The sequence below is a fragment of the Azospirillum endophyticum genome (assembly GCF_016595245.1).
GTDB classification, from domain to species: Bacteria; Pseudomonadota; Alphaproteobacteria; order Azospirillales; family Azospirillaceae; genus Azospirillum; species Azospirillum endophyticum.
This window is the reverse complement of record NZ_JAENHM010000046.1, coordinates 111,907-137,206: the sequence shown is the minus strand read 5'-3', so window position 1 is coordinate 137,206 and position 25,300 is coordinate 111,907. Positions and strand designations below refer to the sequence as shown.

23 protein-coding genes and 3 tRNA genes are annotated in these 25,300 nt (G+C 68.1%); 10 read left to right on the top strand and 16 right to left on the bottom strand.

The genetic code is table 11. From position 1 onward, the window contains the following. Window positions 1-233 precede the first annotated feature (233 nt). A complete protein-coding gene (locus JHL17_RS16050; RefSeq protein ID WP_200194539.1) occupies window positions 234-2,297 on the bottom strand; it encodes a methyl-accepting chemotaxis protein in 2,064 nt (687 codons plus the stop codon). Between the two features lie 247 nt (window positions 2,298-2,544). Continuing rightward, the gene (locus tag JHL17_RS16045; RefSeq protein ID WP_200194538.1) at window positions 2,545-3,345 is read right to left on the bottom strand and encodes an SDR family NAD(P)-dependent oxidoreductase; all 801 of its coding nucleotides are present in this window, start codon (window positions 3,343-3,345) and stop codon (window positions 2,545-2,547) included. A 170-nt stretch (window positions 3,346-3,515) separates the two neighbouring features. Between JHL17_RS16045 and JHL17_RS16040 the strand changes: the two genes are divergently transcribed. Next, complete coding sequence (locus JHL17_RS16040) at window positions 3,516-4,718, top strand: THUMP domain-containing class I SAM-dependent RNA methyltransferase (protein ID WP_200194537.1); 1,203 nt, start codon at window positions 3,516-3,518, stop codon at window positions 4,716-4,718. 582 nt (window positions 4,719-5,300) lie between these two features. On the opposite strand, the gene JHL17_RS16035 is transcribed toward JHL17_RS16040, so the two are convergent. The 5 genes from JHL17_RS16035 to JHL17_RS16015 form a co-directional block, all read right to left on the bottom strand. Further along, window positions 5,301-5,376 (bottom strand) — tRNA-Glu (locus JHL17_RS16035). 45 nt (window positions 5,377-5,421) lie between these two features. Next, window positions 5,422-5,497 (bottom strand) — tRNA-Glu (locus tag JHL17_RS16030). Between the two features lie 67 nt (window positions 5,498-5,564). Beyond that, a tRNA-Glu gene (locus JHL17_RS16025) sits at window positions 5,565-5,640 on the bottom strand. A gap of 43 nt (window positions 5,641-5,683) precedes the next feature. After that, the gene (locus tag JHL17_RS16020; protein WP_200194536.1) at window positions 5,684-6,718 is read right to left on the bottom strand and encodes a threonine aldolase family protein; all 1,035 of its coding nucleotides are present in this window, start codon (window positions 6,716-6,718) and stop codon (window positions 5,684-5,686) included. A gap of 34 nt (window positions 6,719-6,752) precedes the next feature. Further along, window positions 6,753-7,103: a hypothetical protein gene (locus tag JHL17_RS16015; RefSeq protein ID WP_200194535.1), complete on the bottom strand. Its 351-nt coding sequence runs from the start codon at window positions 7,101-7,103 to the stop codon at window positions 6,753-6,755. A gap of 52 nt (window positions 7,104-7,155) precedes the next feature. On the opposite strand from JHL17_RS16015, the gene JHL17_RS16010 reads away from it, so the two are divergent. The 4 genes from JHL17_RS16010 (at window position 7,156) to JHL17_RS15995 (ending at window position 10,986) form a co-directional block, all read left to right on the top strand. Then, window positions 7,156-8,244 (top strand): RluA family pseudouridine synthase, encoded by a 1,089-nt coding sequence (locus JHL17_RS16010; RefSeq protein WP_200194534.1) that lies wholly within the window; start codon window positions 7,156-7,158, stop codon window positions 8,242-8,244. Window positions 8,245-8,407: 163 nt separating this feature from the next. Next, the gene (gene rpoH / locus JHL17_RS16005; RefSeq protein ID WP_200194533.1) at window positions 8,408-9,298 is read left to right on the top strand and encodes an RNA polymerase sigma factor RpoH; all 891 of its coding nucleotides are present in this window, start codon (window positions 8,408-8,410) and stop codon (window positions 9,296-9,298) included. Window positions 9,299-9,374: 76 nt separating this feature from the next. Next, complete coding sequence (locus JHL17_RS16000; RefSeq protein ID WP_200194532.1) at window positions 9,375-9,896, top strand: GNAT family N-acetyltransferase; 522 nt, start codon at window positions 9,375-9,377, stop codon at window positions 9,894-9,896. A gap of 73 nt (window positions 9,897-9,969) precedes the next feature. After that, a complete protein-coding gene (locus tag JHL17_RS15995) occupies window positions 9,970-10,986 on the top strand; it encodes a MarR family winged helix-turn-helix transcriptional regulator (protein ID WP_247893580.1) in 1,017 nt (338 codons plus the stop codon). A 4-nt stretch (window positions 10,987-10,990) separates the two neighbouring features. Here the strand turns inward: JHL17_RS15995 and JHL17_RS15990 are convergent, their stop codons facing one another. From JHL17_RS15990 to JHL17_RS15960, 7 genes are all read right to left on the bottom strand, one after another. Then, window positions 10,991-11,335: a gamma-glutamylcyclotransferase family protein gene (locus JHL17_RS15990; RefSeq protein WP_200194531.1), complete on the bottom strand. Its 345-nt coding sequence runs from the start codon at window positions 11,333-11,335 to the stop codon at window positions 10,991-10,993. Continuing rightward, window positions 11,328-11,726: a bleomycin resistance protein gene (locus JHL17_RS15985; RefSeq protein ID WP_200194529.1), complete on the bottom strand. Its 399-nt coding sequence runs from the start codon at window positions 11,724-11,726 to the stop codon at window positions 11,328-11,330. Before JHL17_RS15985 ends, JHL17_RS15990 begins: the two co-directional genes overlap by 8 nt. A gap of 7 nt (window positions 11,727-11,733) precedes the next feature. Next, a complete protein-coding gene (locus tag JHL17_RS15980) occupies window positions 11,734-12,540 on the bottom strand; it encodes a PhzF family phenazine biosynthesis protein (RefSeq protein ID WP_247893579.1) in 807 nt (268 codons plus the stop codon). Between the two features lie 258 nt (window positions 12,541-12,798). After that, entirely contained in the window at window positions 12,799-13,824 is a 1,026-nt protein-coding gene (locus JHL17_RS15975; RefSeq protein WP_200194528.1) for a threo-3-hydroxy-L-aspartate ammonia-lyase, read from the bottom strand. A 25-nt stretch (window positions 13,825-13,849) separates the two neighbouring features. After that, window positions 13,850-14,284, bottom strand: coding sequence for a GNAT family N-acetyltransferase (locus tag JHL17_RS15970; RefSeq protein ID WP_200194527.1), 435 nt, complete (start codon window positions 14,282-14,284; stop codon window positions 13,850-13,852). Between the two features lie 4 nt (window positions 14,285-14,288). Further along, the gene (locus JHL17_RS15965) at window positions 14,289-14,540 is read right to left on the bottom strand and encodes a DUF1127 domain-containing protein (RefSeq protein WP_247893578.1); all 252 of its coding nucleotides are present in this window, start codon (window positions 14,538-14,540) and stop codon (window positions 14,289-14,291) included. A 297-nt stretch (window positions 14,541-14,837) separates the two neighbouring features. Then, window positions 14,838-16,253, bottom strand: coding sequence for an MFS transporter (locus JHL17_RS15960; RefSeq protein ID WP_200194525.1), 1,416 nt, complete (start codon window positions 16,251-16,253; stop codon window positions 14,838-14,840). A 142-nt stretch (window positions 16,254-16,395) separates the two neighbouring features. Here JHL17_RS15960 and JHL17_RS15955 point away from each other — a divergent pair, with 142 nt between their 5' ends. The 5 genes from JHL17_RS15955 (at window position 16,396) to JHL17_RS15935 (ending at window position 23,053) form a co-directional block, all read left to right on the top strand. Next, on the top strand, window positions 16,396-17,310 hold the full coding sequence (locus JHL17_RS15955; protein ID WP_200194524.1) for a LysR family transcriptional regulator: 915 nt from the start codon (window positions 16,396-16,398) through the stop codon (window positions 17,308-17,310). 78 nt (window positions 17,311-17,388) lie between these two features. After that, window positions 17,389-18,444 (top strand): L-glyceraldehyde 3-phosphate reductase, encoded by a 1,056-nt coding sequence (mgrA, locus tag JHL17_RS15950; protein ID WP_200194523.1) that lies wholly within the window; start codon window positions 17,389-17,391, stop codon window positions 18,442-18,444. Between the two features lie 217 nt (window positions 18,445-18,661). Continuing rightward, entirely contained in the window at window positions 18,662-19,738 is a 1,077-nt protein-coding gene (locus tag JHL17_RS15945) for an amino acid ABC transporter substrate-binding protein (RefSeq protein ID WP_200194522.1), read from the top strand. A gap of 46 nt (window positions 19,739-19,784) precedes the next feature. Continuing rightward, window positions 19,785-22,628, top strand: a complete 2,844-nt coding sequence (locus tag JHL17_RS15940) for a hybrid sensor histidine kinase/response regulator (protein ID WP_200194521.1) — start codon at window positions 19,785-19,787, stop codon at window positions 22,626-22,628. Beyond that, window positions 22,625-23,053 carry a response regulator gene (locus JHL17_RS15935; RefSeq protein ID WP_200194520.1) on the top strand — a complete coding sequence of 143 codons (429 nt, stop codon included), beginning with the start codon at window positions 22,625-22,627 and terminating at the stop codon, window positions 23,051-23,053. Before JHL17_RS15940 ends, JHL17_RS15935 begins: the two co-directional genes overlap by 4 nt. Window positions 23,054-23,207: 154 nt before the next feature. Here JHL17_RS15935 and JHL17_RS15930 read toward each other — a convergent pair whose 3' ends face one another. Together JHL17_RS15930 and JHL17_RS15925 are read right to left on the bottom strand one after the other, a co-directional pair. Further along, the gene (locus JHL17_RS15930; protein ID WP_200194519.1) at window positions 23,208-24,221 is read right to left on the bottom strand and encodes a capsular polysaccharide export protein, LipB/KpsS family; all 1,014 of its coding nucleotides are present in this window, start codon (window positions 24,219-24,221) and stop codon (window positions 23,208-23,210) included. Continuing rightward, window positions 24,218-25,192, bottom strand: a complete 975-nt coding sequence (locus JHL17_RS15925; protein WP_200194517.1) for a cupin-like domain-containing protein — start codon at window positions 25,190-25,192, stop codon at window positions 24,218-24,220. Before JHL17_RS15925 ends, JHL17_RS15930 begins: the two co-directional genes overlap by 4 nt. Between the last annotated feature and the right edge of the window lie 108 nt (window positions 25,193-25,300).

Genomic DNA, 25,300 nt, shown 5'->3' with positions numbered 1-25,300 from the left:
GTTTCTCAACCCTGTGCGAGGGCGCTGCCCTCGCACAGTACTTGTGTTGATAGATTAGCCCGCCCCGGGAGAGGGAGGGGACCCGCGCCGCAGGCGTGGGGAGGGTGAGGGGTAGGGCAAGGATCCCGAACCGCATGGTTCCTTGGATCGCCCCTCACCCTTCCCATGGCGATGCCATGGGCCCCTTCCCTCTCCCGGGGCGGGAGAGGGAAGACCAGCCTGCCCCCCAAACCCTACGCCGCCCGCACCGTCGCGATGAAGGTCCCGACCTCGCGCCGCAGGCGCTCCGCCTCGGTGGCCAGATCCTGCGACGTGCCGTGGACGCGGCCGGCGGCGTCGCCGGTCTCGTGGACGGCGGTGCTGACGCCGGCGATGTTGCTCGACACCTCCTCGGTGCCCTGCGCCGCCTGGGTGACGCTGGAGGCGATCTCGCGGGTGGCGGCGGCCTGCTCCTCGATGGCGGCGGCGATGGCGGTGGTGATCTCGCTCATGTGGCCGATGGTCTTGCCGATGCTGCCGATCGCCTTCTGGGCGCCGCCGGTGGTCTGCTGGATTTCCTGGACCTTGGCCTGGATCTCGTCGGTGGCCCGCGCGGTCTGGGTCGCCAGCGCCTTCACCTCGCTCGCCACCACGGCGAAGCCCTTGCCGGCCTCGCCGGCGCGGGCCGCCTCGATGGTGGCGTTCAGCGCCAGCAGGTTGGTTTGCGCTGCGATGCCGCTGATCAGCTCCACCACCGCGCCGATCTGCTCGGCGGCGGAGACCAACTCGCGCATGGTGCGGTCGGCGCCGTGGGCGTCGCTCACCGCCTGGGTGGCGATGCGGGTGGAGTTCTCCACCTGCTGGCCGATCTCGGAGATGGAGGCCGACAGCTCCTCCGTCGCGGTGGCGACGGTCTGCACGTTGGCCGAGGCCTGTTCCGACGCCGACGCGACCAGCAGCGACCGTTCGCTCGCCTCCTGCGCGGTGGCGGTCAGCACGGTGGCGGCGTCCCGCATGCCGGTGGCGGCGGTGGCGACGGTGTCGACGATGCCCTTCACCGTGCTTTCGAAGGTGTCGGCCATCTGCATCATCGTCTGGCGCCGCTGCGCCGCGGCCCGGCGCTCGCTCTCCTCCTGCGCCCTGCGCATCCGCTCGATCTCCAGCGCGTTGGTCTTGAAGACCTGGAGCGCGCGGGCCAACGCGCCGATCTCGTCCCGGCGGCGGTCGTCGGTGACTTCCACGCCCAGGTCACCCTCGGCCAGACGGCCCATCGCCCGCGTGATGCCGCCGAGCGGCCGGGTGATCGCCCGCGAGATCGCCCAGGCCAGCAGCAGGCCGAGCAGCACCGCCGCCGCGGTCACCATGGTTCCGCGTCCTTCCGCCGCGGCCACCTCGGCGGCGGCGGTGACCTCCAGCTGCGCCAGGAAGCTGGCGGAATGGTCGCGGATCAGGCCGATCTTGTCGCCGATCTCCTTGCCGGCCTTGCCCAGGGTCTCGCTGTTCAGCGACTGGAGTTGGTCGCTCAACGCCGCGATGCGGTCGATCCCGGCGCCATAGGCGGGAAGCTTGGCGACCGCGTCGGACAGCTTGGCCTTGACCGGACCGTCGGCCATGCCCTCGCGCAGCGCCCCGGACTTCGCCGTCACGTCGGCCAGATCCTTGCGGATGCGGGCCAGATCCTCCGCCTTCATCTCCGCCACGAAGCGGGCGACCAGCACGCGGACCAGCAGATACTGTTCGCTGACGTCGGCGGCCCGCACCGTGCGGTCCAGGTTGCCGCCATCCTTTTCCGCCTTGACGGTGTCGCTCAGCGTGCGGCGGATGTCGGCACCCAGCGTGTTCACCACCGAGGCGATGATCGAATCGCGCTCCGTCCGCGCGGCGACCAGCCGGTCGAAGCCGCCGGTCAGCGTCTGGAGCAGGGTGGCGATCTCCTGGGCCGCCTGGAGATCCGCTGTGCTGGTCATCCGCGCGGTGGCGCCCTGCAGCTTCTGGCGGAACTCCGCCACGTCGCCGCGGAAGCGGTCGGCCACCGCGGGGGACCCGCTCGACACGAATTCCTCCGCCGCCCCCAGCGCGTCGGCCATGTCGGTGTCCGCCTCCGCCACCGCCATGGCGACATGCGACTGCCCCGCATAGCGGCGCAGCGCATCGTCGCTCGACCGCAAGCCCATCCACGACACCGCCCCCAGCCCGACCAGCAGCGCCAGCGTCACGCCGAAGCCGGTGTAGATCTTGGTCGCCGTGCGCAGGTTGGCGAAAGGACCGGCTTTGGTCGGCTGGGCTGAGGGCGGCTGGGTTTGGCGGTTGGCGTTCATGGCTGGTGACCTCGTCTTCTGACCCTGCTGCTGGCGGCATCCCGATCGTTCGGACGACCGGTTGTGAACCGAGGTAGCCTACAAGAACAGTGCCAAGGGACCATTAACGCCGGAATGTTTTTTTACCCTACGAAATCGATCTATTCCCAGAGTAAGGACATATTCATCCTCTGCATTTTGCAAAGATCATTGAGATTGCTTCGCATTTTGCCAAAGCTTCACCTTCGCATGTGCGAAATTTAAGTCCTTAGTTATATAACTGGCCGCCATTGACCTCGATGGTCTGTCCGGTGATGTAGCCGGCCAGCCGGTTGGAGGCGAGGAACAGGTAGGCGCCGACGCAATCCTCCGCCGTGCCGAGCCGCTTCAGCGGGATCCGCGCCGCGGTCTGCGCCAGCTTGTCCGGGGTGGAGTAGCGCCCGTGGAAGTCGGTGTCGATGGTGCCGGGCGACACCGCGTTGACGCGGATGCCGTGCGGCGCCAGCTCCGTCGCCAGCGAGCGGGCGAGGCTGGCCTGGAAGGCCTTGGCGGCGCTGTAGAGCGAGGACCCGGCGCTGCCCCCGGTGCGGCCGGAGATCGAGCCGGTGTTGACGATGGCGCCCCTGGACGCGATCAGCGCCGGCAGGGCGGTGCGGCTGGCGACGACCGCCGAGGCGGCGTTCAGGTCGAACTGCCGTTGCAGGAACCCGTCCTCGATGTCGGCCAAGGCCACCCGGCCCAGCATGGTGCCGGCGTTGTTGACCAGCACGTCCAGCCCGCCCAGCCGCTCGACCGCCCGTTCCACCACCCCGCGGGTCTGTGCCTTGTCGGCGAAATCGCCGGCCAGCGCCACCACGCCGCCACCCATCCCGGCCGCCACCGCTTCCAGGGCCGCCCCGTCGCGGCCATGGATGGCGACGCGGGCGCCGAGCCGGGCAAAGGCCGCCGCCACCGCGGCACCAATGCCGCGGCTGCTGCCGGTCACCAGAACCCGCTTGCCGCGGAACTCCTGCGCCAGCAGGTCGGCGGGCCAGTCGGCAGACATGTGGGTGGTGTCGGTGGCGGTCATGATGTGCGCTCTCCCTAGCTGCCCGGCTGCTTTCCATGTTCGGAATCGCAAGCCGGCTTGATTGTTCGTGTTCCAATCCGATCATAGGGGCCGGCATTCCGGCGTCAACAGCTGGGCCGTTCCGCGAGAATCCTGTCGATGGAAGCCGGCCCTTCGGGCTATGTAGGCGCATGAACACCGACCCGACCAGCCCCGCCCAGCCCTTCGAGATTTTCCTGGTGGCCGCCCCCGGCCTGGAAGCCGTGCTGTGCGCGGAGGCCGCCGACCGCGGCTTCACCGACCCGACCATGGTGAAGGGCGGGGTCACGGTCACCGGCGGCTGGCCCGAGGTCTGGCGTGCCAACCTGGAACTGCGCGGCGCCACCCGCGTGCTGGCGCGCATCGCCTCCTTCCGCGCCCTGCATCTGGCGCAGCTCGACAAGCGCGCCCGCCGGGTTCCCTGGGCCGAAATCCTGCGCGCCGACGTGCCGGTGCGGGTCGAGGCCTCCTGCAAGGCCTCGCGCATCTACCATGCCGGCGCCGCCGCCCAGCGTATCGAGCGCGCCATCGCCGAGGAACTCGGCGCCCCCATCGTCAAGGCCGCGCCCAAGAAGACCGGGAAGTCCGCCGACAGGGACGTGGGGGAAGAAGACACCCGCCCCCTGGAGATCGCCGTCCAGATCAAGGCGCGCATCGACGACGACCTCTGCACCATCAGCGTCGACAGCTCCGGCGAGTCACTGCACAAGCGCGGCCATAAGGAGGCGGTCAACAAGGCGCCGATGCGCGAGACCCTGGCGGCGCTGTTCCTGCGCCAATGCGGCTATGACGGGCGGGAGCCGATCCCCGTGGTGGACCCGATGTGCGGCTCCGGCACCTTCGCCATCGAGGCCGCCGAGATGGCCGCCGGCCTGAAGCCCGGCCGGTCCCGCTCCTTCGCCTTCGAGCAGCTCGCCAACTTCGACCCCGCCCGCTGGCAGAGCCTGCGCGGCAGCGGCATGGCCACGCCTCCCGCCGTCCGCTTCTACGGCAGCGACCGCGACGCCGGCGCCATCGCCATGAGCCGCGCCAACGCCGAGCGGGCCGGCGTCTCCGCCTGGACCGATTTCGCCCACCACGCCATCAGCGACCTGACCCCGCCCGAGAGTCCCCCCGGCCTCGTCATCGTCAATCCGCCCTACGGCGCCCGCATCGGCGAGGGCAAGTCGCTGATCCCGCTCTACCACGCCATGGGCAACACGCTGAAGACGCGCTTCGCCGGCTGGCGGGTGGCGATCATCACCAACGAAGCCGCCCTGGCGAAGGCGACGGAACTGCCGTTCGAGGAGAGCGGGGTGACTGTGTCGAACGGCGGGATTAAGGTGACGCTGTATCGGACGGGGGTGTTGAGCTGACTCCCACCTCGTCTTGGCCGTCATCCCCGCGAAGGGGCTAAAGTATGCACATGGCTCCAATCCTTGTAAGTCTCTGGAATTGAGAGAGCTCTGCGTCATTCCCGCGAAGGCGGGAATCCAGAAAACTCCGCGGTTCAGCTGCCGAGCCGGCTGGATTCCCGCCTTCGAGCCTGTGAAGAAATCGAACTTATATGAGAAAGCCCTGATCAGACAGGCGTGCACATCTCCCACTCGTCATCCCCGCGGAGGCGAGGAACCAGGATTTCCAACACAAGTGCTTGTAAAGGCTGGATTCCCGCCTTCGCGGGAATGACGGCCGAGGGACGCGCACGATGCGATCCAACGCGACCCAGTTCGAACTTGGGGCTTCTCTCAGCGAGTCACCGATTTCTTCACAGGCTCCTTCGCGGGAATGACGGCCAAAGACGTCGCTTAATTCCAGCATGTTCCGCAAAGCTGAGACCTGTGCATACTTCAGCGCGAAGGCGGGCCTTCAGGTTTCCGGCCAAAGCACCAAAAACAAAAAGCCTCGCAAACCTGCGAGGTCATGACTTATCGAAGTAAAGTCGAAAATGTGGAAAGTGGCGTCCCCGACGGGAGTCGAACCCGTGTCGCCGCCGTGAAAGGGCGGTGTCCTAGGCCTCTAGACGACGGGGACGTTGTACCTTCAACCTGCGCTCAATCAACTCACCCAGCGCGTGGATGGCGTCCCCAAGGGGAGTCGAACCCCTGTTACCGCCGTGAGAGGGCGGTGTCCTAGGCCTCTAGACGATGGGGACGTCTGGTCCCGATGAATGCCGCGGCGGTGGAGGCTGCCACCGGCCGCACGACCCAACCTTGGAAGGTTGGCGTCCCCAAGGGGAGTCGAACCCCTGTTACCGCCGTGAGAGGGCGGTGTCCTAGGCCTCTAGACGATGGGGACGTCATCGGCGTGGGCGGGTTTCTAACGAAGCCCGGCCCACCGATCAAGCCTTTTCTTGCAGGCCGCGCAAAATACCCACCAACCCGTCCACCGCCGCCGCCGGCGTATCGAACGCCGTCACGAAGCGCGCGGTGCCGTCGTCCCAGCTGTAGAAGCCGTAGCCGGCCGCCTCCAGCGCCTCGGCATACGCCCTCGGCAGGCGGACGAACAGCTCGTTGGCCTCCACCGGATGGGCCAGCTCGACGCCGGGCAGAGCCGTCAGCCCTTCGGCCAGCCGGTCGGCCATGGCGTTGGCATGGGCGGCCAGCCGCAGCCACAGCCCGTCGTCCAGCCAGGCGTCGAGCTGCGCCGACAGGAAGCGCATCTTCGACACCAGATGGCCGCCGCGCTTGCGGCCGAAGCCGAAATCCTCGGCCATCGCCGGGTTGAAGAACACCACCGCCTCGGCGGCGAGGCAGCCGCCCTTGGTACCGCCCAGCGTCAGCACGTCGACCCCGGCGCGCCACGTCACGTCGGCAGGCGGGCAGCCCAGCCGGGCGATGGCGTTGGCGAAGCGGGCGCCGTCCATATGCACGGCCATGCCGTTGGAATGGGCGGCCTCGACCAGCGCCTCGACCTCCGCCGGGGTATAGACGGTGCCGGCCTCCGTCGCCTGGGTCAGGCTGAGCGCCGCGGGCTGGACGCGGTGGACGACGCCGACGCCGGCCCTGGCGATGTGCCGGGTGACGGCGTCCGGGGTCAGCTTGCCATGCGCGCCGGCCAGCGGCACCAGCTTGGCGCCGCCGGTGAAGAATTCCGGCGCGCCGCATTCGTCGACGGCGATGTGGGCCTCGTCATGGCACAGCACGGCGCCGAAGGGCGGGACCAGCGCCGACAGCGCCAGCGAATTGGCCGCCGTGCCGGTGGCGACGGGGAAGACCGCGACCTCGGTCTCGAAGATCGCGCACAGCCGCTCGGTCACCCGCGCGGTCCAGGGATCGTTGCCGTAGGGGGCGGCTGTGCCGGACGCGGAGGCCGCCAGCGCCGTCATCACCTGCGGGGCGGCACCGGCGACGTTGTCGCTGCGGAAATCATGCATGATCGCGAAACCTGTCTTTCGGGAAGCGGGCTTTTCAGGGGGCGGGCTTGGCGGGGATGGAGCCGGAAATCGGGCCGGCGGTGACCGTGGCGGTGACGGCGCCGTTGCGCGGGTCGATCAGGTAGAGGCGGTCCGGCCCCTGCGGCAGGGTCACCTTGAACAGGACGCGGTTGCCGACCGCCAGCATCTCGCCGATGCGGGACCCGGCCGGGACGTCCAGCGTCACCTCGGCGGGGCGCTCGGCCGGAACCGGCGCCGGGGCGGTGGCGGTCAGCGAGGCGCGGTTGGGGTCCGACATCCGCTTGTACAGCTCCACGCCCAGAAAGGTGAAGCCGGCGAGGATGAGAGCGCCCATGATGACGACGAGTACCTTGAGGATCTGCACGGTTTGGGGTCCACTCCCGGACGATTGAAACAGGACGCGATACGCAAAGCCGATGGCCGCCAACACACCGGACGACAACACACCGGACGACAACACACCCGAAGACCTGTCCGACGATGTCCTCGATGCGGACGACGACGCCGGTTCCTCCCTGCCTCCCGCCGCCGGGCCGCTCGCCTACACGGTTCCCGAGGCGGCGGCGGGTCAGCGGCTGGACAAGGCGTTGGCGGCGGGCCTGCCGGACCTGTCGCGGTCGCGCGTGCAGGCCCTGCTGGAACAGGGCTGCGTGCGCGGCGACGGCCGGACGATAACGGACGCGTCCCTGAGGGTCAAACCCGGCCAGACCTTCGAAGTGCAGGTGCCGGGGGCGGAGGCCGCCGAACCGGTGGCGCAGGACATCCCGCTCGACGTGGTCTACGAGGATGCCGACGTTCTGGTGATCGACAAGCCAGCCGGCCTCGTCGTCCATCCGGCCGCCGGCAATCCCGACGGCACGCTGGTCAACGCCCTGCTGGCCCATTGTGGCGACAGCCTGTCCGGCATCGGCGGGGTGCGGCGGCCGGGCATCGTCCACCGGCTGGACAAGGACACCAGCGGCCTGATGGTGGTCGCCAAGAACGACCGCGCCCACCATGGCCTGAGCGACCAGTTCTCCGACCGCACGCTCAGCCGCACCTATCTGGCGCTGGTCTGGGGCGTGCCCAACCCGACCCAGGGACGGATCGAGGGCAACATCGGCCGCAGCAGCGCCGACCGCAAGAAGATGGCGGTGGTGACCGGCGGCGGGAAGCCGGCCGCCACCAAATACCGCGTGGTGAAGAGCTTCGGCATGGCGGCGTCGCTGGTCGAATGCGTGCTGGAGACCGGGCGCACCCACCAGATCCGCGTCCACCTGACCCATATCGGCCACCCGCTGGTCGGTGATCCGCTCTATGGCCGCGGGCGGTCGGGGCGGCCGGGCGGCAAATTCGCCTCGCTGCTGCCGGAACCGGTTCGGGGACGTCTTGTTGGGTTTCCGCGTCAGGCATTGCACGCTGCGGCCCTGACCTTCCGTCATCCGATTAGTGGCGAAATTGTGGCATTCCGATCCTCAATTCCGACGGATATTGATGAACTAATTGTCACCTTGGAGTCGCTTTAAAACGGTACACCGCGAAATGTTTCTTGGTTAGACTCAGCGTCAATGGCGAGGTTCCTCCGCCCGCTCATTGGGAGGGGCCTATGGAACCCGCGCTGAAGAATGGCCGCGATCCCGTGAAATCCTTCGCATGGGTATGCGGGCTGTCAGGAGAGGGGTTTAGATCATGGCGACGGCATCCAACCTTCCGGCGATCGGGTCCGAGAGCAATCTGTCCCGCTATCTCCAGGAGATCCGCAAGTTCCCGATGCTGGAGCCGCAGCGCGAATACATGCTGGCCAAGAGCTGGCAGCAGCATGAGGATTCCGGCGCCGCCCACCAGCTCGTCACCAGCCATCTCCGGCTGGTGGCCAAGATCGCCATGGGCTACCGCGGCTACGGCCTTCCCCTGTCGGAGCTGATCTCCGAAGGCAATGTCGGCATGATGCAGGCGGTCAAACGCTTCGATCCGGACCGCGGCTTCCGGCTGGCGACCTACGCCATGTGGTGGATTCGCGCGGCGATCCAGGAATACATCCTGCACAGCTGGTCGCTGGTGAAGATGGGCACCACCGCCGCCCAGAAGAAGCTGTTCTTCAACCTGCGCCGGCTGAAGGGCCAGATGCAGGCGATCGAGGAGGGCGACCTGTCGCCCGAACAGGTCCAGGCGATCGCCACCAAGCTGGACGTGCCGGAGCAGGACGTCGTCAACATGAACCGGCGCCTCGCCAGCCCCGACCATTCGCTGAACGCCCCGCTGCGGGCGGAGAGCGAGGGCGAATGGCAGGATTTCCTGGTCGACGAGACCGCCAGCCAGGAGATCACCCTGGCCGACCGCGAGGAGTTGGGCAAGCGCCGCACGCTGCTGGCGAACGCGATGACGGCGCTGAACGACCGCGAACGCGACATCCTGACCGAACGCCGCCTGCGCGAGGCGCCGACGACGCTGGAGGATCTGTCGCAGAAATACGGCATCAGCCGCGAGCGCGTCCGCCAGATCGAGGTCCGCGCCTTCGAGAAGCTGCAGAAGGCGATCAAGGCCGCCGCGGTGGAGCAGAAGATGGAGACGGAGGCGTAAGGCGCGGGACCCGGCCGCCGGCCCTGTGCATCGCTGCCCGTCCACCAATGCCGCATTCGGCCCCAAGATCCTGACAATGCAGGACACCCAAGTTACGCTTGAGACGGTCGATCCCCGCGATCTGCCCGTTTTCAAGGCCGACATGGAGGCCGCCTTCGCGGTCGCCGTCATCGAGGCGTTCGGCTCCTGTCCCGACGGCTCGATCCCGTCCGGCGACGATCTCGACGAGTCCATCACGGCGCCCGGTACCGTGGTCCTGCACATCCTGTGCGACGGCCAAAGGGTCGGCGGCGCCGTCGTGGTGATCGACGGGGAAACCAACCGCAATTCGCTGGACCTCTTCTTCCTGTCGTCGCGGCAGCATGGCCGTGGGCTGGGCTTCCGGGCCTGGACGGCGATCGAGCGGATGTATCCCGAAACGCTGGTCTGGCAGACCCACACGCCGTATTTCGAGAAACGGAACATCCATTTCTACGTGAACAAGTGCGGCTTCAAGATCGTCGAGTTCTTCAGCGCCCACCATCCCGACCCGCAGTCGCCCGGCCCGTCCGGCCCGTCCGGCGGCGGCGAGATGTTCCGCTTCGAGAAGGTCATGTGACAGCGGCTTAACGCCTTTACAGACGCTTCCCATCCGCACATAGTTGCATGATACAACCATGTGCGGAGCGGTCATGCCTGTGTCTTTCCAGCCTTCCGGCGCCGCTCCTCCCGCTGGGGAAGCCATCCTGCCGATTCGCGACGCATCGCGCCGGATCGTGCGCGAGCTCGGCTTCATGAAGGCGACCCTTGCCGGAACGGAGCTGCCGGCGTCGGCCGTGCATACGCTGATCGAGATCGGTGACCGGGGCGGCCTGACCGCGACCGAGTTGTGCGAGCGGCTGAACCTGGAGAAATCCAGCGTCAGCCGGATGCTGCGCAAGCTCATCGATGCCGGGGAACTGGCGGAGGGGAACAGCGATACGGACGGGCGGGCGAAGCGGCTCACCCTGACCGCACAGGGGCGCCGGACCCTCGCCACCATCGACTCCTTCGCCCGTGAACAGGTCGGCGGCGCCCTGGCCTGCCTGCCTGCCGCCGACCATGCGATGGTGGTGCAGGGCCTGCGGCTCTACGCGGATGCCCTCCACGCCCGGCGGGCCGCGAAGACCGCAGGACCGCAAACGGGGGCCGCTCCTGCGATACGCATCGAACAGGGCTACCGGCCCGGGTTGATCGGCCGGGCTGTGGAGATGCATGCCCGATTCTACGCCCGCGCCCATGGGTTCGGCGCCGTCTTCGAAAGCAAGGTCGCCGCCGGGCTGGCGGAGTTCCTGCCGCGGCTCGACCGTCCCTGCAACGCCGTCTGGACGGCGCTGGACGGCGACCGCATCGTTGGCACCATCGCCATCGACGGCGAAGACCTGTCGAGCCAAGCCCCCGGCATCGCCCATCTGCGCTGGTTCATCGTCGAGGACGGGCGGCGCGGCGGCGGGCTGGGCCGTCGGCTGCTCGACGAAGCAGTGGCCTTCACCGACCGCAGCGGTTTCGCCGAGACCCGGCTCTGGACCTTCCGCGGGCTGGACGCCGCCCGGCGCCTTTATGAAGCCGCCGGCTTCGCCCTTGCCGCCGAATCGCCCGGCAGCCAATGGGGTTCAGAGGTGGTCGAGCAATCCTTTGTCCGGCCCTTCGTCCGGCCCCGCCGGTCCTGACGGCTCACGCCTTGACGTAGACCCAGGCCTCCGCCCCCGACTTCAGCCGGACCATGACCCGCCTGTAATCCGCGACCTCGTAGGAATCGGCGGCCACCAGCTCTTCCGCGGTGATCTCGAACAGGGTGCCGGCGACCTCGTCGGCCGGATCGCCGCTCTCGCTGACCACGGGATGGAAGCGCTTGCCGCTGGTGCGGATCACCTCCGGATCGGTGATCTCCAGCATGTCGCGGCGATAGCCCGGCATGGCATCCGCCTGGCCCGCCAGCCGGCGGCCGAAGGAGGCGAGCTGCACATTCTCCTGCTGCAGGGTGCCGTAGGAGAAGAGAAGGATCATGTCCTCAGCCATCGGCCTTTTCCCCTGTCGGTGCCGGCATCGGCGACCCGACCCGCAGCAGGTTGCCGTCCGGATCGATATGGGCGAACTCGCGCAGGCCATAGGGCGTGTCGGCGACCGCGGTCAGGCGGCCGCCGGCGTTCGCGGCCCGCCATGCCGCATGCAGCGCATCGGCGTCGCCGACATAGAGGTAGCAGGCAACGGTAGAGCGTTCCGGCTCCAAATCGGGAACCAGCGCCAGATGCAGGCCGACGCCGTCCCGGTCGAGAAAGCCATAGACGGGATCCGCCGCCGCCTCGTCATAGGCGGTCACCGTGAAACCGAGCTGCCAGTAATGGGCCAGCGCCGCACGGACGTCCCGGACCGGCAGGATCGGCGCCACACGCTCGAAACGAACCGTCATCGCGTCCTCACACCAGGATCGAGCCTTCGAGATACAGCACCGCCTGCCCGCCGATCTTCACCCGGTCGCCGGCCAGTTCGCACAGCAGGTCGCCGCCGCGGGCCGAGACCTGACGGGCGGTCAGCACGCTCTTGCCCAGCCGCTCCGCCCAATAGGGGGTCAACATGCAGTGGGTGGAACCGGTGACCGGATCCTCCGGGATGCCCTGGGCCGGGGCGAACAGCCGCGACACGAAATCGACCCCATCCTCTCCCGGCGCGGTGACGCAGACGGCCCACAGGTCCAGCTTCGAGAGCAGCGCCATGTCCGGCGCCAGCGCCCGCACCGCGTCGGCCGAGTCGTAGACCACCAGATAATCGCGCCCGCTCAGGATCGCGACCGGTGCCGGTCCGCCCAGCGCCGCCAGCAGCTTGGGATCGGGAGTCTCCGCCGGCTGGGGCGGCCGGTTGGGGAAGTCCAGCGTGTAGCGGTCGCCGTCGCGGGTGACGGTCAGCGTGCCGGCCTGCCGGGTGGCGAAATCCATATGCGCGCGGCCGGGCTCCAGGATGGTGGAGACGACGAAGGCGGTCGCCAGCGTGGCATGGCCGCACAGTTCGACCTCGACCGCCGGGGTGAACCAGCGCAGCTCGTAGCCTTCGCCGCTGCGGATGAAGAAGGCGGTCTCCGCCAGGTTGTTCTCCGCCGCGATGGCCTGGAGCTGCGCGTCGGGCAGCCAGGACTCCAGCGGCACGACCGCCGCCGGGTTGCCGGCGAACACGCGGTCGGTGAAGGCATCGACCTGATAGATGGGCAGGCGCATGGCTTTCCCGGTCATGGATAGGGATCCCTTACGTCTTGGGGGAACTCAGATCCCCTCTCCCCCCCGGGGAGAGGGTTAGGGTGAGGGGGTCGCGCGGCGAGGATATGTCGGAGGCAGGGTCGTTGCGCGTCGAGTCACACCACTCTGCGCTTCCCCCTCCCCCCGACCCTCTCCCCGCTTTCGGCGGACCGGAGGTCCGCCTGCCGCGTCAGCGCAAACGAAGTTTGCGCGAGAGCGGGGGGAGAGGGGGATTATCGTAGCGCAAAAGCCTCTTCAGGCCGCCTGCACCAGCGCGGCGAAGCGGGCGAGGTCGACGTTGCCGCCGGTGACGACGATGCCGACGCGCTTGCCGCGCACATCGAACTTGCCGGACAGCACCGCGGCGGCGGCGAGGCAGCCGGTCGGCTCGACCAGCATCTTCATACGGCTGGCGAAGAAGCGCATGGCGTCGACCAGCTGGTCGTCGGTGACGGTCACGATGTCGTCGACCAGCCGCTGCAGCACCGGGAAGGTCAGCTGGCCGACCGCGCGGCTCTGGGCGCCGTCGGCGATGGTCTTGGGCGCGTCGATGCGGACGATGGCGCCGCTGCGCAGGCTCTGCTGGGCATCGTTGCCGGCTTCCGGCTCGACCCCGACGACGCGGCAGCCGGGATTCAGCGTCTTCGCGGCGACCACGCAGCCGGACAGCAGCCCGCCGCCGCCGGTCGGCACCACCAGCAGGTCGAGCGGCCCACCGGTCTTTCCCGCCTCCTCGATCAGTTCCTTGGCGACGGTGCCCTGGCCGGCCATCACGTGCGGATGGTCGAAGGGTGGAATCAGCACGCCGCCCCGATCCTCCAGCACGCGGGCGACGGCGGCGTCCGGCGGCTCGGCATAGCGGTCGTACAGCACCACCTCGGCGCCATAGCCGCGGGTCGCCGCCAGCTTGGCCGCCGGGGCGTCCTCCGGCATGACGATGGTGGACTTCACCTTCAGCATCGACGCCGCCCGCGCCAGCGCCTGGGCATGGTTGCCCGACGAATAGGCGACGACGCCGAGCGCGCGCTGGACCGGGGTGAAGCGGGACACCGCGTTGTAGGCGCCGCGGATCTTGAAGGCGCCGGTGCGCTGGAAATTCTCGCACTTGAACAGCAGTTCGCCGCCGGTCAGCGTGTCGGCGGTGCGGCTGGTCAGCACCGGCGTGCGGTGGGCGACGCCGGCGATCCGCTCCGCCGCCCCGGCCACGTCGGCGTAGGAGATGGCGAGGCCGGTCGTATCGGCCCCACCATCGGCCGGGCTGTTGCTCATGATATCGGGCATGGCGGCGGTGCTCCCCCCGGGTGTCTCATTCCAGATCGGTGAACAGGAAGGCCTGCTCGTGCCGCTTCAGCCCGGCCTGCTCGTAGAAGCTGATGGCCTTGGGCGCCGACAGCAGCAGGCACATGGTGCCCGGCCCCATCGCGTCGCGGGTGCGGCGCATCAACTCCTTGCCGATGCCGCGCCCCTGCAGGGCGCGGTCGACGGCGAGGTCGGACAGATAGCAGCAATAGACGAAGTCGGTGATCGACCGGGCGACGCCGACCAGCCGGCCTTCCTCCCGCGCGGTGATGATGAGGCCGGCGTTGCGCAGCATCGCCTCCACCCGCGGCCGGTCGCCCACAGGCCGGCGTTCCGCCAGCCCGGAGCGCTCGAGCACGTCGATGAACGCGTCCGCGCTCAGGTCCGGTTCGACCGCGTACTCGATTTGAACCGATTGGAAGTGAACGGATTGGTCGGCCATCGTCTCATCCCCGCCAGAACGGCTTCGACACCTCCTGCTCCACCTCGGACCGGCTGACGCCGATGTCCTTCAGCAGATGGTCGTCGAGCCCCATCAATGCATGACGTTGTTTGCGCCGTTCCATCACGGAAAACAACACATCGAGCAGCCGCCAGAGGGGGCGCCGGGTGACGCGGGCAACGCGGTCGGCGGCCGGAACGGCGCCCGGGGCTGCCGTGTAAAGGCCGGAACTGCGGGTCACGTCGGTGGGGCGCATCGGATCCTCCATAATCTGGCGCACATTGCTCGAACAATCGAGACAATCAGGATTATGGAGACGAAATCGGCGGGGTCAAACGGAACATTGTCACCATTACATTTCCGATGTCGGATGTATCCTTTCGGCCACAGGCACAAGCGCTCCCCGCTACGGACCGGAGAAACCCCAGAGAAACCAAGGATTCCACCGGTCCGCGCAGGGATGGTTCGTGCTCTCGAACGGTCTGCGGGACAAGCCAAGACCGCTTGCCGGGATTGTCATGGTCACATTGTCCCGCTCACCGCCTCACGAAGGTCACCGCCGCCGCATCATCCCGACGGCAAGGACGAGGGCCACGGCGACCAGCCCGGCGGCTACGGTGAAGGTCGCCCGGGTTCCCGCCGCCACGGCGTCCGGCGCCGCGTCGGCGACCTCCGCCCCCACTCCCAGCGTGAACACCGCCCCCATCACCGAGGCGCCGGTGATCAGCCCCAGATTGCGCGAGAGGTTGAGCAATCCCGACACCACGCCGCGCGGGTCCTTCTCCACCTCCGCCATCACCGCCGTGTTGTTGGCGGCCTGGAACAACGCATAGCCGGCGGTGACGGCGACGAGCGGCCCGACATAGCCGGCCACGCTCAGCGTCGCCGGCAGCAGCGCCAGCAGCACGCATCCGGCCGTCGTGGCACTCAGCCCCAGGATGGTCATGCGCGGCGCGCCGAACCGGTCGACGAACCGGCCGGCCGGCACGCCGGTCAGCGCCGATACCAGCGGCCCGGCCGACATGGCTACTCCGACCATGCTGGTCTCCAGCCCCAGGGCGCGGGCGAGGTGGAACGGCCCCACCACCAGCGTCGCCATCAGCACGGTCGCCACCAGCAGGCTCATCAGCAGCCGGCCGCGCAGCGCCCGGTCGCGAAACATCTCGATCCGCAGCAGCGGCGACGCCGTCCGCGCCTCCACCACCAGGAACAGCCCCGTCCCGGCCGCCGCCGCCAGCAGCAGGACCATGTCGATCCAGCCGAAGCCGCCGCGCCCGCCGGTCATCGCCAGCGCATAGGCCCCCAGCGTCAGGGCGAGGATCAGCAGGCCGGGACTGTCGAAGCTATTCCGCCTGTCTCCCGCTTCCACCTGGTCGGCCGGCAGGTGGCGGCGCACCAGCAGGAAGGCCGCCACCCCCGGCGGCACGGTGACGAGGAAGATCGCCGGCCAGCCGAACGCCGTGATCAGGCCGCCGCCCAGCGACGGGCCGAGCGCGGTGCCGATCGCCGAGGTCGTTCCCATCAGTCCCATCGCCCGGCCGATCCGCGCCTTGGGCACCGTGTCGCCGACGAAGGCGGTGGCGAGCGCCATCATCGCCGCCGCCCCCAGCCCCTGGACCGCCCGGGCCGCGACCAGCACCCACAGGCCCGGCGCCGCGGACGCCGCGGCCGACGCCGCCGTGAACAGGGCGATCCCGGCCAGCAGCAGGCGCCGCCGCCCGACGATGTCGCCCAGCCGCCCGACGCCGACGATCAGCGCGGTGATCGACAGCAGATAGGCCAGCACCACCCATTGCACCTCGCGGAACGGCACGTCGAAGGCCAGCGCCAGCGCCGGCAGCCCGACATTGGCGATGCTGATGCCGAGCGACGACAGCAGCATCGCCAGCGCCAGCCCGGCCAGCCCCCACCGAGCGCTCCCGCCCGCCGCCTCCGCGGCATCACCATCCTGTGCAACCGCCTGCCTCATGACACCTCTCCTTTTCAAAGACAGGCACCAAGGCTAGGGCGTGGGCGGACAGGGCGGAACGCGCAGCGGTCGCACTGTATTCGTGCATCCGACGCCATGTCCCGGCGGCGCCGATGGCAGGAAGCATGGTAGGATCCGGCGCATGACCGTGCCCGACCTCAACATGCTCGTCACCCTGGACGCCCTGCTGGCGGAGGGCAGCGTCGCCGGCGCGGCGCGGCGGCTGCGGCTCAGCCCGTCGGCGATGAGCCGGGCTCTGGCGCGGCTGCGCGAGGCGACCGGCGACCCGCTGCTGGTCAGGGCGGGACGCGGCCTCGTCCCCACGCCGCGCGCGCTCGCCCTGCGCGACCGGGTGCGGCTGCTGGTGCAGGAAGCGGAAGCGGCGCTGCGCCCGGCGGAGAATCTCGACCTGAACCAGCTCGCCAGGACCTTCACCCTGCGGACCAGCGACGGCTTCGTCGAAAGCTACGGCGCCGCCCTGCTCACCCTCGTCGCCCGGGAGGCTCCCGGCGTCCGCATCCGTTTCCTGGCCAAGCCGGACAAGGACAGCGGACCCTTGCGCGACGGCTCGGTCGACCTGGAAACCGGGGTCGTCGCCAGCGACAGCGGACCGGAACTGCGGGTCCAGGCCCTGTTCCACGACCGCTTCATCGGCGTCGTCCGCGCCGGCCATCCCCTGACCGGCGGCGAGATCACCGCCGCCCGCTACGCCGGCGGCCGGCATGTCCTGGTATCGCGGCGCGGCGACGACCGCGGGCTGGTCGACGAAGCGCTGGAGCGGCTGGGGCTGAAGCGCCGGGTGGTGGCGACGGTCGGCGGCTTCGCCGCGGCGCTGGCGCTGGTGCGCGGCACCGACCTGATCGTCAGCGTCCCCGACCGGCACAGCGCCGGCTTGCGCGCCGGCCTCCACGGCTTCGCCCTGCCCTTCCCCGCCCCGGAGGTCACCGTCTCCCTGCTGTGGCACCCGCGGCTGGACGCCGACCCGGCCCACCGCTGGCTGCGCGGCTGCATGAAGCAGGTCTGCGCCCCGCCAACCGGACTCCCCAGAGTGATATGACCGGTCGGCCCATTGCGCGCCGCCCCACCCCCGCCCTATGCTGATATATCACTTAGAATCACATCGGGAGAAAACGCCATGCAACCGCCCTATCTTGCCGCCGACCAGCGTTACGAGGGCATGAGCTATCGCCGCACCGGCCGCAGCGGGCTCGACCTGCCGGCCATTTCGCTGGGGCTTTGGCAGAATTTCGGCGGCACCGACGTGTTCGCCACCGGGCGCGCCGTGCTGCGCCGGGCCTTCGACCGCGGCGTCACCCATTTCGACCTCGCCAACAACTACGGCCCGCCGCCGGGCTCGGCCGAGGAGAATTTCGGCCGCATCCTCGCCACCGATTTCCGCCCCTACCGTGACCAGATGGTCATCTCGACCAAGGCCGGCTACGAGATGTGGCCCGGCCCCTACGGCAACTGGGGTTCGCGCAAGTATCTGGTCTCCAGCCTGGACCAGAGCCTGACCCGGATGGGCCTCGACTACGTCGACATCTTCTATTCGCACCGCGTCGATCCCCGCACCCCGCTGGAGGAGACGATGGGCGCGCTCGACCACATCGTCCGCCAGGGCAAGGCGCTCTATGTCGGCATCTCCTCCTACTCGCCGGAGATGACGCGGCGGGCGGCCGGGATCCTCCGCCAGCTCGGCACCCCCTGCCTGATCCACCAGCCCTCCTACTCGATGCTGAACCGCTGGGTGGAAGGCAAGGGCGAGGGCGGGCTGCTCGACACGCTGGACGATCTCGGCATGGGCTGCATCGCCTTCTCGCCGTTGGCCCAGGGCATGCTGACCAACAAGTATCTCGGCGGCCAGCCGGCCGACGCCCGCGCCGCCAAGGGCGGGACGCTGCGCGCCAACTTCCTGTCGGCGGAGAATCTGGAGCGCATCCGCGCGCTCGACGCCATCGCCAAGCGGCGCGGCCAGACGCTGGCGCAGATGGCCATCGCCTGGGTGCTGCGCGACCCGCGCGTGACCTCCGCCCTGATCGGCGCCCGCAACGTCGAGCAGCTCGACAACTCGCTGGACGCGCTGAACAGCCTGTCCTTCACGCCGGAGGAGCTGGCGGAGATCGATACCCACGCCGTCGCCGACGCCGGCATCAACCTGTGGAGCGCCTCCTCGGCGGCCGAAGCCGGCTGACTGCCTGACCGGCCGACCGCCTGACTGGAAAGGGCCCGCGGGGAACCGCGGGCCCTTTCGCTGTCCGCCTCATGCCCGGCGGATGGCCACCGTCCGTGATCGATCGTCACCGCGTAAACGCCGCCTTAACCGGAAGGAGGGTTGTGTCCATGGGTCGGTCCCGGCACGGGCTCCGATCAGACCGCAGAATGAGCCAAGCAGGGACCCGCAAACCGACATGTTCCTGAAACCGTTTCGTCTGCGGACCGCGCTTGGGACCGCCCTGGTCGCGCTGGCTCTTCTCTCCGCCCCGGCCGCGCCGGCCTTGAGCCAGGAAGCCGCCCCGCCGGCCGCACCGGTCTCGTCGACCATGGCCGCGGTCAGGGAGCGCGGAGCCATCCGCTGCGGCGTGAGCACCGGCGTCGCCGGCTTCTCCATGCCGGGTCCCGACGGGCAATGGCGGGGCTTCGACGTCGACTTCTGCCGGGCCGCCGCCGCCGCCGTGCTGGGCGACGCCGACAAGGTGGTGTTCGTTCCCGCCACCACCGCCGAGGGGTTGCGGCGGCTGGCCAGCGGCGATATCGACCTGCTGAGCCGCAGCACGACGATCACCTTGAGCCGGCTGGCCGCCGGCGGCTTCCAGCCGGTGGGGATCAGCTATTACGACGGGCAGGGCTTCCTGACCCGCCGCGCGCTGAACGTCCGTACGGTCCGGCAGATGGCCGGGCTGTCCATCTGCTTCCAGCGCGGCACGACGTCGGAAACCAACCTCGCCGAACATTTCCGCACCCTCGGGATCGCCTACCGGCCGGTCCCCAAGGGGCCGCTGAACGAGATGATCGCCAGCTACCGGTCGGGCGAATGCGACGTCATGACCTCGGACTCCGCCGCGCTCGCCGCGCTGCGGGTGATGGAGATGCCCAATCCCGACGAGCATCTGGTGGTGCGCCAGCGCATCTCCAAGGAACCGCTCGGCCCGCTGGTCCGCAAGGGCGACGATGCGTGGGTGGAGGCGATGCGCTGGACGCTGGCCGCGATGATCGAGGCCGAGGAGCTGGGGGTCTCGCGACGCAACGTCGAGGAGATGCGCAACAGCGAGGCCACCCGCGTCCTGCGTCTCGTCGGCATGGTGCCGGGCTTCGGCGCTCCTCTCGGGCTGGACGATTCCTGGGCCTTCCGGATCATCGCCCAGGTCGGCAATTACGGCGACGTGTTCGAGACGACCATCGGGCCGAAGACGCCGCTGAAGCTGGAGCGCGGGCTGAACGAGCTGTGGACGAAGGGCGGTCTGCTCATCGCCCTGCCGTTGCGCTGAAAGCCGGGACCCTGAAAGACGCGATGACGGGCGAAAAGGCCGAATCATGACCATCCGGACGCGCTTCCACCTGATCTTCGCGATCATCGCGGTGCTCATCCTGACCCTTGCGCTTGGCACCATGTCGGTGTCCGGCCTGTCACGGGAACAGGTCGAACGCATCCACCATGGGGCGCTGATCCCCTCGCTGGACCTGAAGACGGTGTCCGACGCCTATACCACCGCGGCCATCGTCTCGGCGGTCCGCGTGCGGGTCGGCGACATGCCCTGGGACCAGGGGGAAGCGGCGGTGCGGCGGGCCAAGGACGCCGCCGGACCGGCCTGGGAGCGCTACATCGCCCATGTGAAAACCCAGACCGAGCGCGAGATCGTCCGGACCGCCCAGGACCACATGGACGAGGCGAACACGGCGCTGGACGAGCTGATCGACATTCTGGGCGCCCAGGACATCGCCGGGCTGACCGCCTTCATCGCCCGCGACATGTACCCGTCGGTCAACCCGCTGCTGGTCGCCATCCAGGAACTCACCGCGCTGCAGGACCGCTACGGCGAAAGCATCTACGCCGACGCGCTGGAGCAGGTGGAGGGGCAGCGGATGCGTCTGGCCATCCTGATGGCCGCCGCCCTGGTGGTGTTCCTGCTGGCCTACTACACCCTGCGCAACCGGGTGGTCGGGCCGCTCGTCACCATGACCGACGCCATGGCGGCGGTGGCCGGCGGCCGGCTGGACCGCGACATCCCGTCGCTCGGCAAGCGGGACGAGATCGGCGCGCTCGCCGCCGCGCTCGCCCGGTTCCGCGACAACGCCCGCCAGCTGCGCGACGACCAGCAGCGGCTGCATGACCTCGCCGAAGAGCTGCGCGACGCGCGCGACCGGGCGGAAGAGGCGACGCGGGCGAAATCCTCCTTCCTCGCCATGATGAGCCACGAGATCCGGACCCCGATGAACGGCGTCGTCGCCATGGCGGAGATGATGGACCAGACCGAGCTGACCGGCGACCAGCGCGGCATGCTCGACATCGTCCGCGCCTCCTCCGCCTCGCTGCTGACCATCATCAACGACATCCTCGACTTCTCGAAGATCGAGGCCGGACGGCTGGAGCTGGAGGCGATCGAGCTGAGCCTCGTCGACGTGGTCGAGGGCACGGCGGAAATCCTCGCCGGCCGGGCGGAGGAAAAGGGGCTGGGGCTGGTGGTCGACATCGACCCGGCCGTCCCGTCCCTGCTGGTCGGCGACCCGGTCCGCCTGCGGCAGGTGCTGCTCAACCTGATCGGCAACGCCATCAAGTTCACCGAGCATGGCGGCATCGTGGTGACGGTCGCCGCCGCGCCCGGGCCCGGCCCGGACGTGAGCCTGCTGCGCTTCGCGGTGCGCGACGACGGCATCGGCCTGACCCCGGCGCAGTGCGACACGCTGTTCCGCCCCTTCCAGCAGGCCGACAGCTCGACCTCCCGCCAGTATGGCGGAACCGGGCTGGGGCTGGCGATCTGCCGGCATCTGTGCACGCTGATGGGCGGGCGCATCGGCGTCGAGTCGGTCCATGGCGAAGGCTCAACCTTCTGGTTCGAGGTGCCGCTGACGGTCGTGGATTGGACGGCGCCGGCGCCGTCGATCGCCATCGGCGACGCCCGGCTGGTGGCGGTCGGCTTCGGCGACGGCCCGGAGCGCCACGCCCTGGCGGCCATGCTGGCCGCAGCCGGGGTGGAGGACGTCCGCTGGCTCGACCGCGACGGGCTGGCCGACACCCCCGGCGCCTCCGGAGCCGACGCGGAGGACGGACGGCGGGTGGTGATCCTGTGGCGTGCCGCGGCGGAGGACGATGCCTTGGACACCGGTGGCCGCGACCCGGCTGTCGTGCTCGTCGCCAGCCGCAAGCTGGCCTCGCGCTTGGCCGAGGCGCACCGCGCCGGTGTGTTCTGCACCCTGACCCTTCCGCTGCGCCGCGACCGCCTGTGGCATGTCATCGCGGCGGCCCTGGGCCGAGCCAGCCTGGAGCGGCGCGACCGCGCGGCGGACGGCGCGACCTCCGGTTGGCAGCCTCCGACGCTGGAGGAGGCGCGCGCGGCGGGCGCCCTGGTCCTGGTGGCCGAGGACAACGCGACCAACCAGGCGGTCATCCGCCGCATGCTGTCGCAGGGCGGCTATGCCTTCGAAATCGCCAGCAACGGCGTTGAGGCGTTGAAGCTCCACGCCGCCGGCCGGTACGGGCTGCTGCTGACCGACTTCCACATGCCGGAGATGGATGGCTTCGCCCTGACTTCGGCCATCCGCAGCGGCGAAGCGGAAGGCGTCCGGCTTCCCATCGTCGCGCTGACCGCCGATGCCTTGCCGGGCACCGAGCAGCGCTGCCTCGACGCCGGCATGGACGCCTACCTGACCAAGCCGGTGGACAGCCGCCGGCTGTTCGATCTGCTGGAGCGCTTTCTTCCGCAGGCCAGGGATCTGCGGCGGCGCGCCCCCCCGGCCGAGACCGCGACGCCGAAGGCTGCCGCCCCGCCGGCCGATCCACTCGCCAATCCGCTTGTGGATCCGCAGGTGCTCAATCTCGCCTACCTGGGAGACATCTTCGCCGGAGCGGCGGAGCAGGCCGAGGCGCTGGTCCGGGGCTTCATCGGCGGTGCCCGCGGGATGATCGACGAGTCGGGCGCCGCGCTGGCCGCCGGTGACCTGTCCGGCGCGCGGGAGACGGTGCATGCGCTGAAGGGAGGCGCCCATTCCGTCGGTGCGACGCGGCTCGGCCAGCTGGCCGGCGACCTTCAGGATGCCCTGGACGCCGGTGACGGCGACACCGCCGCGCTGTTGCACAGTCTTCTCGCCATGACCCTGGATGAACTGGCCGACGCGGCCGATACCGCTTTCGCCGTCCCGGCCCACGGAGTTGACCGATGAGCGACACGCCCTACGACAAGCTTTCGATCCTGCTGATCGAGGACGAGGTCTACACGCGCAGCCTTCTGCGCCAGATCCTGATCCAGATCGGCGTGCGGTCGATCGGAGAGGCGGCGAACGGCAAGGACGGCTTGATGGAGATCGTCCGCACCCGCCCGGACATCGTCTTCTGCGACGTCCACATGAAACCGATGAACGGGTTGCAGGTCCTGCAGGGCATGCGCAACATCAAGGTGAAGGGGGTGGACCGGACCCCCTTCATCATGCTGACCGCCGACAACCAGGCCGAAACGGTCCGCACCGCACTGGAACATCAGGTCAACGGGTATCTCGTGAAACCGGTCAGCTTGGCCCAGATGAAGGACCGGATCGACAAGGTCTACGCGGCCGAACCCGAAATGCGGGAGTGGGTGAAACGACGTTGACGGGGGCGGGCCAGGATGCCGAAGCTTTCGATCCTGCCAAGTCGGCATCGAAAGCCGCCGGCATAAGGCGGTACCGGAGATCATCATACCGGTTACCAATGCCATCGAGGCGTTGAACTCGAAGCTGCGCCGCCCCCGATGGCCCCAAGACGATCTATCCTCTCTCGGAAAGTCCCTCAGACACGGGAAGGAGGATTCGTCCGAGACGGCTCTTCAAGCGAGCGCCCGTGGCCGCCCAAGCCTCCCCTCTCACGTCGAGGGCATGTTCCGTCAGGTAATAATTTACCCAATTATAGGCTCGCATCCTCTGCTCAGGACTGTAACCATCAATGTATGCAGCCGCCAGATCAAGATTGACGCCCAAACCCATAAATGTAACCCACTTGTAATCACATTGCCCAAACGTTACGACCGGCTTTCCATGAACCAGTGCCTCGAACCCACAGCCCGAATTAATTGTAATGATACCCGCAGCTTGGCAGATCAAGCTATGAACGTTCTCTTGTGATTGATAGATGTTTGACTTTTGCGTCCAAAATCGCACGGCATCGGCAACCGCCGGGTCATCATTGTAAGGATGCAGCTTTATCACGAGGGGCCTGTCCGTTCTGACGGCCCAGGCGGCGACCTGATGCAGAAACTCGGAAACGCCGATTTCGGAATGGCAGACGATTGCGTCATCCGCGCTCAGTTGAAGCGGTAGGAATATGTATCCCTGCGGCGCCGAGATGGTTTTTGGAGTCGGCTGGGAATATTTCGATTCTCCGCTTCTCACCCATGTCTCGCTCAACTCGGCACAATAGGCGACGCTGTCAGCCGAGTTCACATGGCTGATGTCCGGCATATTGCGCATGCTTGCCTGAAACGGTCCCCAGCCATCACGATCCAGCGTGAAGGTACCGTTCAAATACATTTCCATGTAATAGGCATCGCCATCCGGCTTCTGGTTCCTCGACAAATGCTCGTAGAGAATCACCGGACGAGCATCGCCGCTTCGGTGCCGATCACGCAGCCAAGGCTCCGGGTCGTCCGGAGACCAGGATTGTTCGACGACATCAAACCCCAATTCGGCGAGGCAGCCGAACAGGAGATGCTCGAACCGCAGACGAAGCTCATCCTTCGTACGCCGCCGGAGGTTCCGGACATAGGCGGTGGGAGCCCGGGTCATGGACGGTAACAGGTGCTGAGAAGCGACAAGAGATAAGGGTCGCTGCGCACCCGATCCAACCAGGGGGGCGCTATGCCCTCTCCTTGCAGGCTTGGATGTTGGACGACGCGCGACGCCAGTTTGGGCAGATTGGTGATGGCCATCGATTGGAACCACCTTCCGAAGTTCCAGCGATCGACACTGTCCCTGGCAACACTGATGCCGGCCGTCAATCCATAGGCGCAATGCAGCCAGCCGGATGGAAGGAACAGCAGGTCGCCCGGTTCGATGACGCATTCGAACGGGGTCGTTTCCATGAACCGGGGAAACTTGTCCTTATCTGGGTTTCGCGGATCGAGTCCCGTCCCACCCACCGTGAATCCGAACGGGTCCATCTCGGCGACCAGTTCGGCTTCCGCCGGTGAGAATAGGACCAGCTTTTTTCTGCCGAGAATCTGCGCCAGATATGAATGCGTGTGATCATGATCATTATGCAACTGCGACAGCGACCCCTTTGCCCCGATGAAGGCGAATGTGTGCTTGTTGAAGAACGCCCGCCTTGTCTCCGGCATCAGCCTGTCCAGCAAATTCCGATCTTGCATGAAATAAGGTTGGTGGAAGTGGTCACCGATGCTGCTGATGTTTTCGAGGTCCCAGGAAACCAGATACTGCGGCCCAGCAGGCGCATCGCCTGCCCCATCATTGTCCGGTTGGCATTCCGTCCCGACATAGGAAAAGTTCTTCGGCACACGACCGCGTAAATCACCGTCTTCAGTGATGTAGTCGATGTAGTCCGACAGACGTCCACGCATACGGATATCGGATTCAAAAGACGCTGACGTGATTACGATCGTTTCGCCATAGGTCTTCTTGAACCAGTCGAATGACCATTGCATGCAGGACCAATCGGCCATGGCGTCCGTGACGATGAATGGCGTCCCGCGACCGCCGATTCCCCCGGACAACAATTCGTCCACATCGTCGTCGGTCAATCCGGAGAGCCGGGAAACAGCCTGGCTATGGGGTAGCCACTGTCCGCTTGTCGCAAGAGCTGATGTGTCCACGTGAAGATCTCCCGATTGGCCCGCCTGTGACAAGCA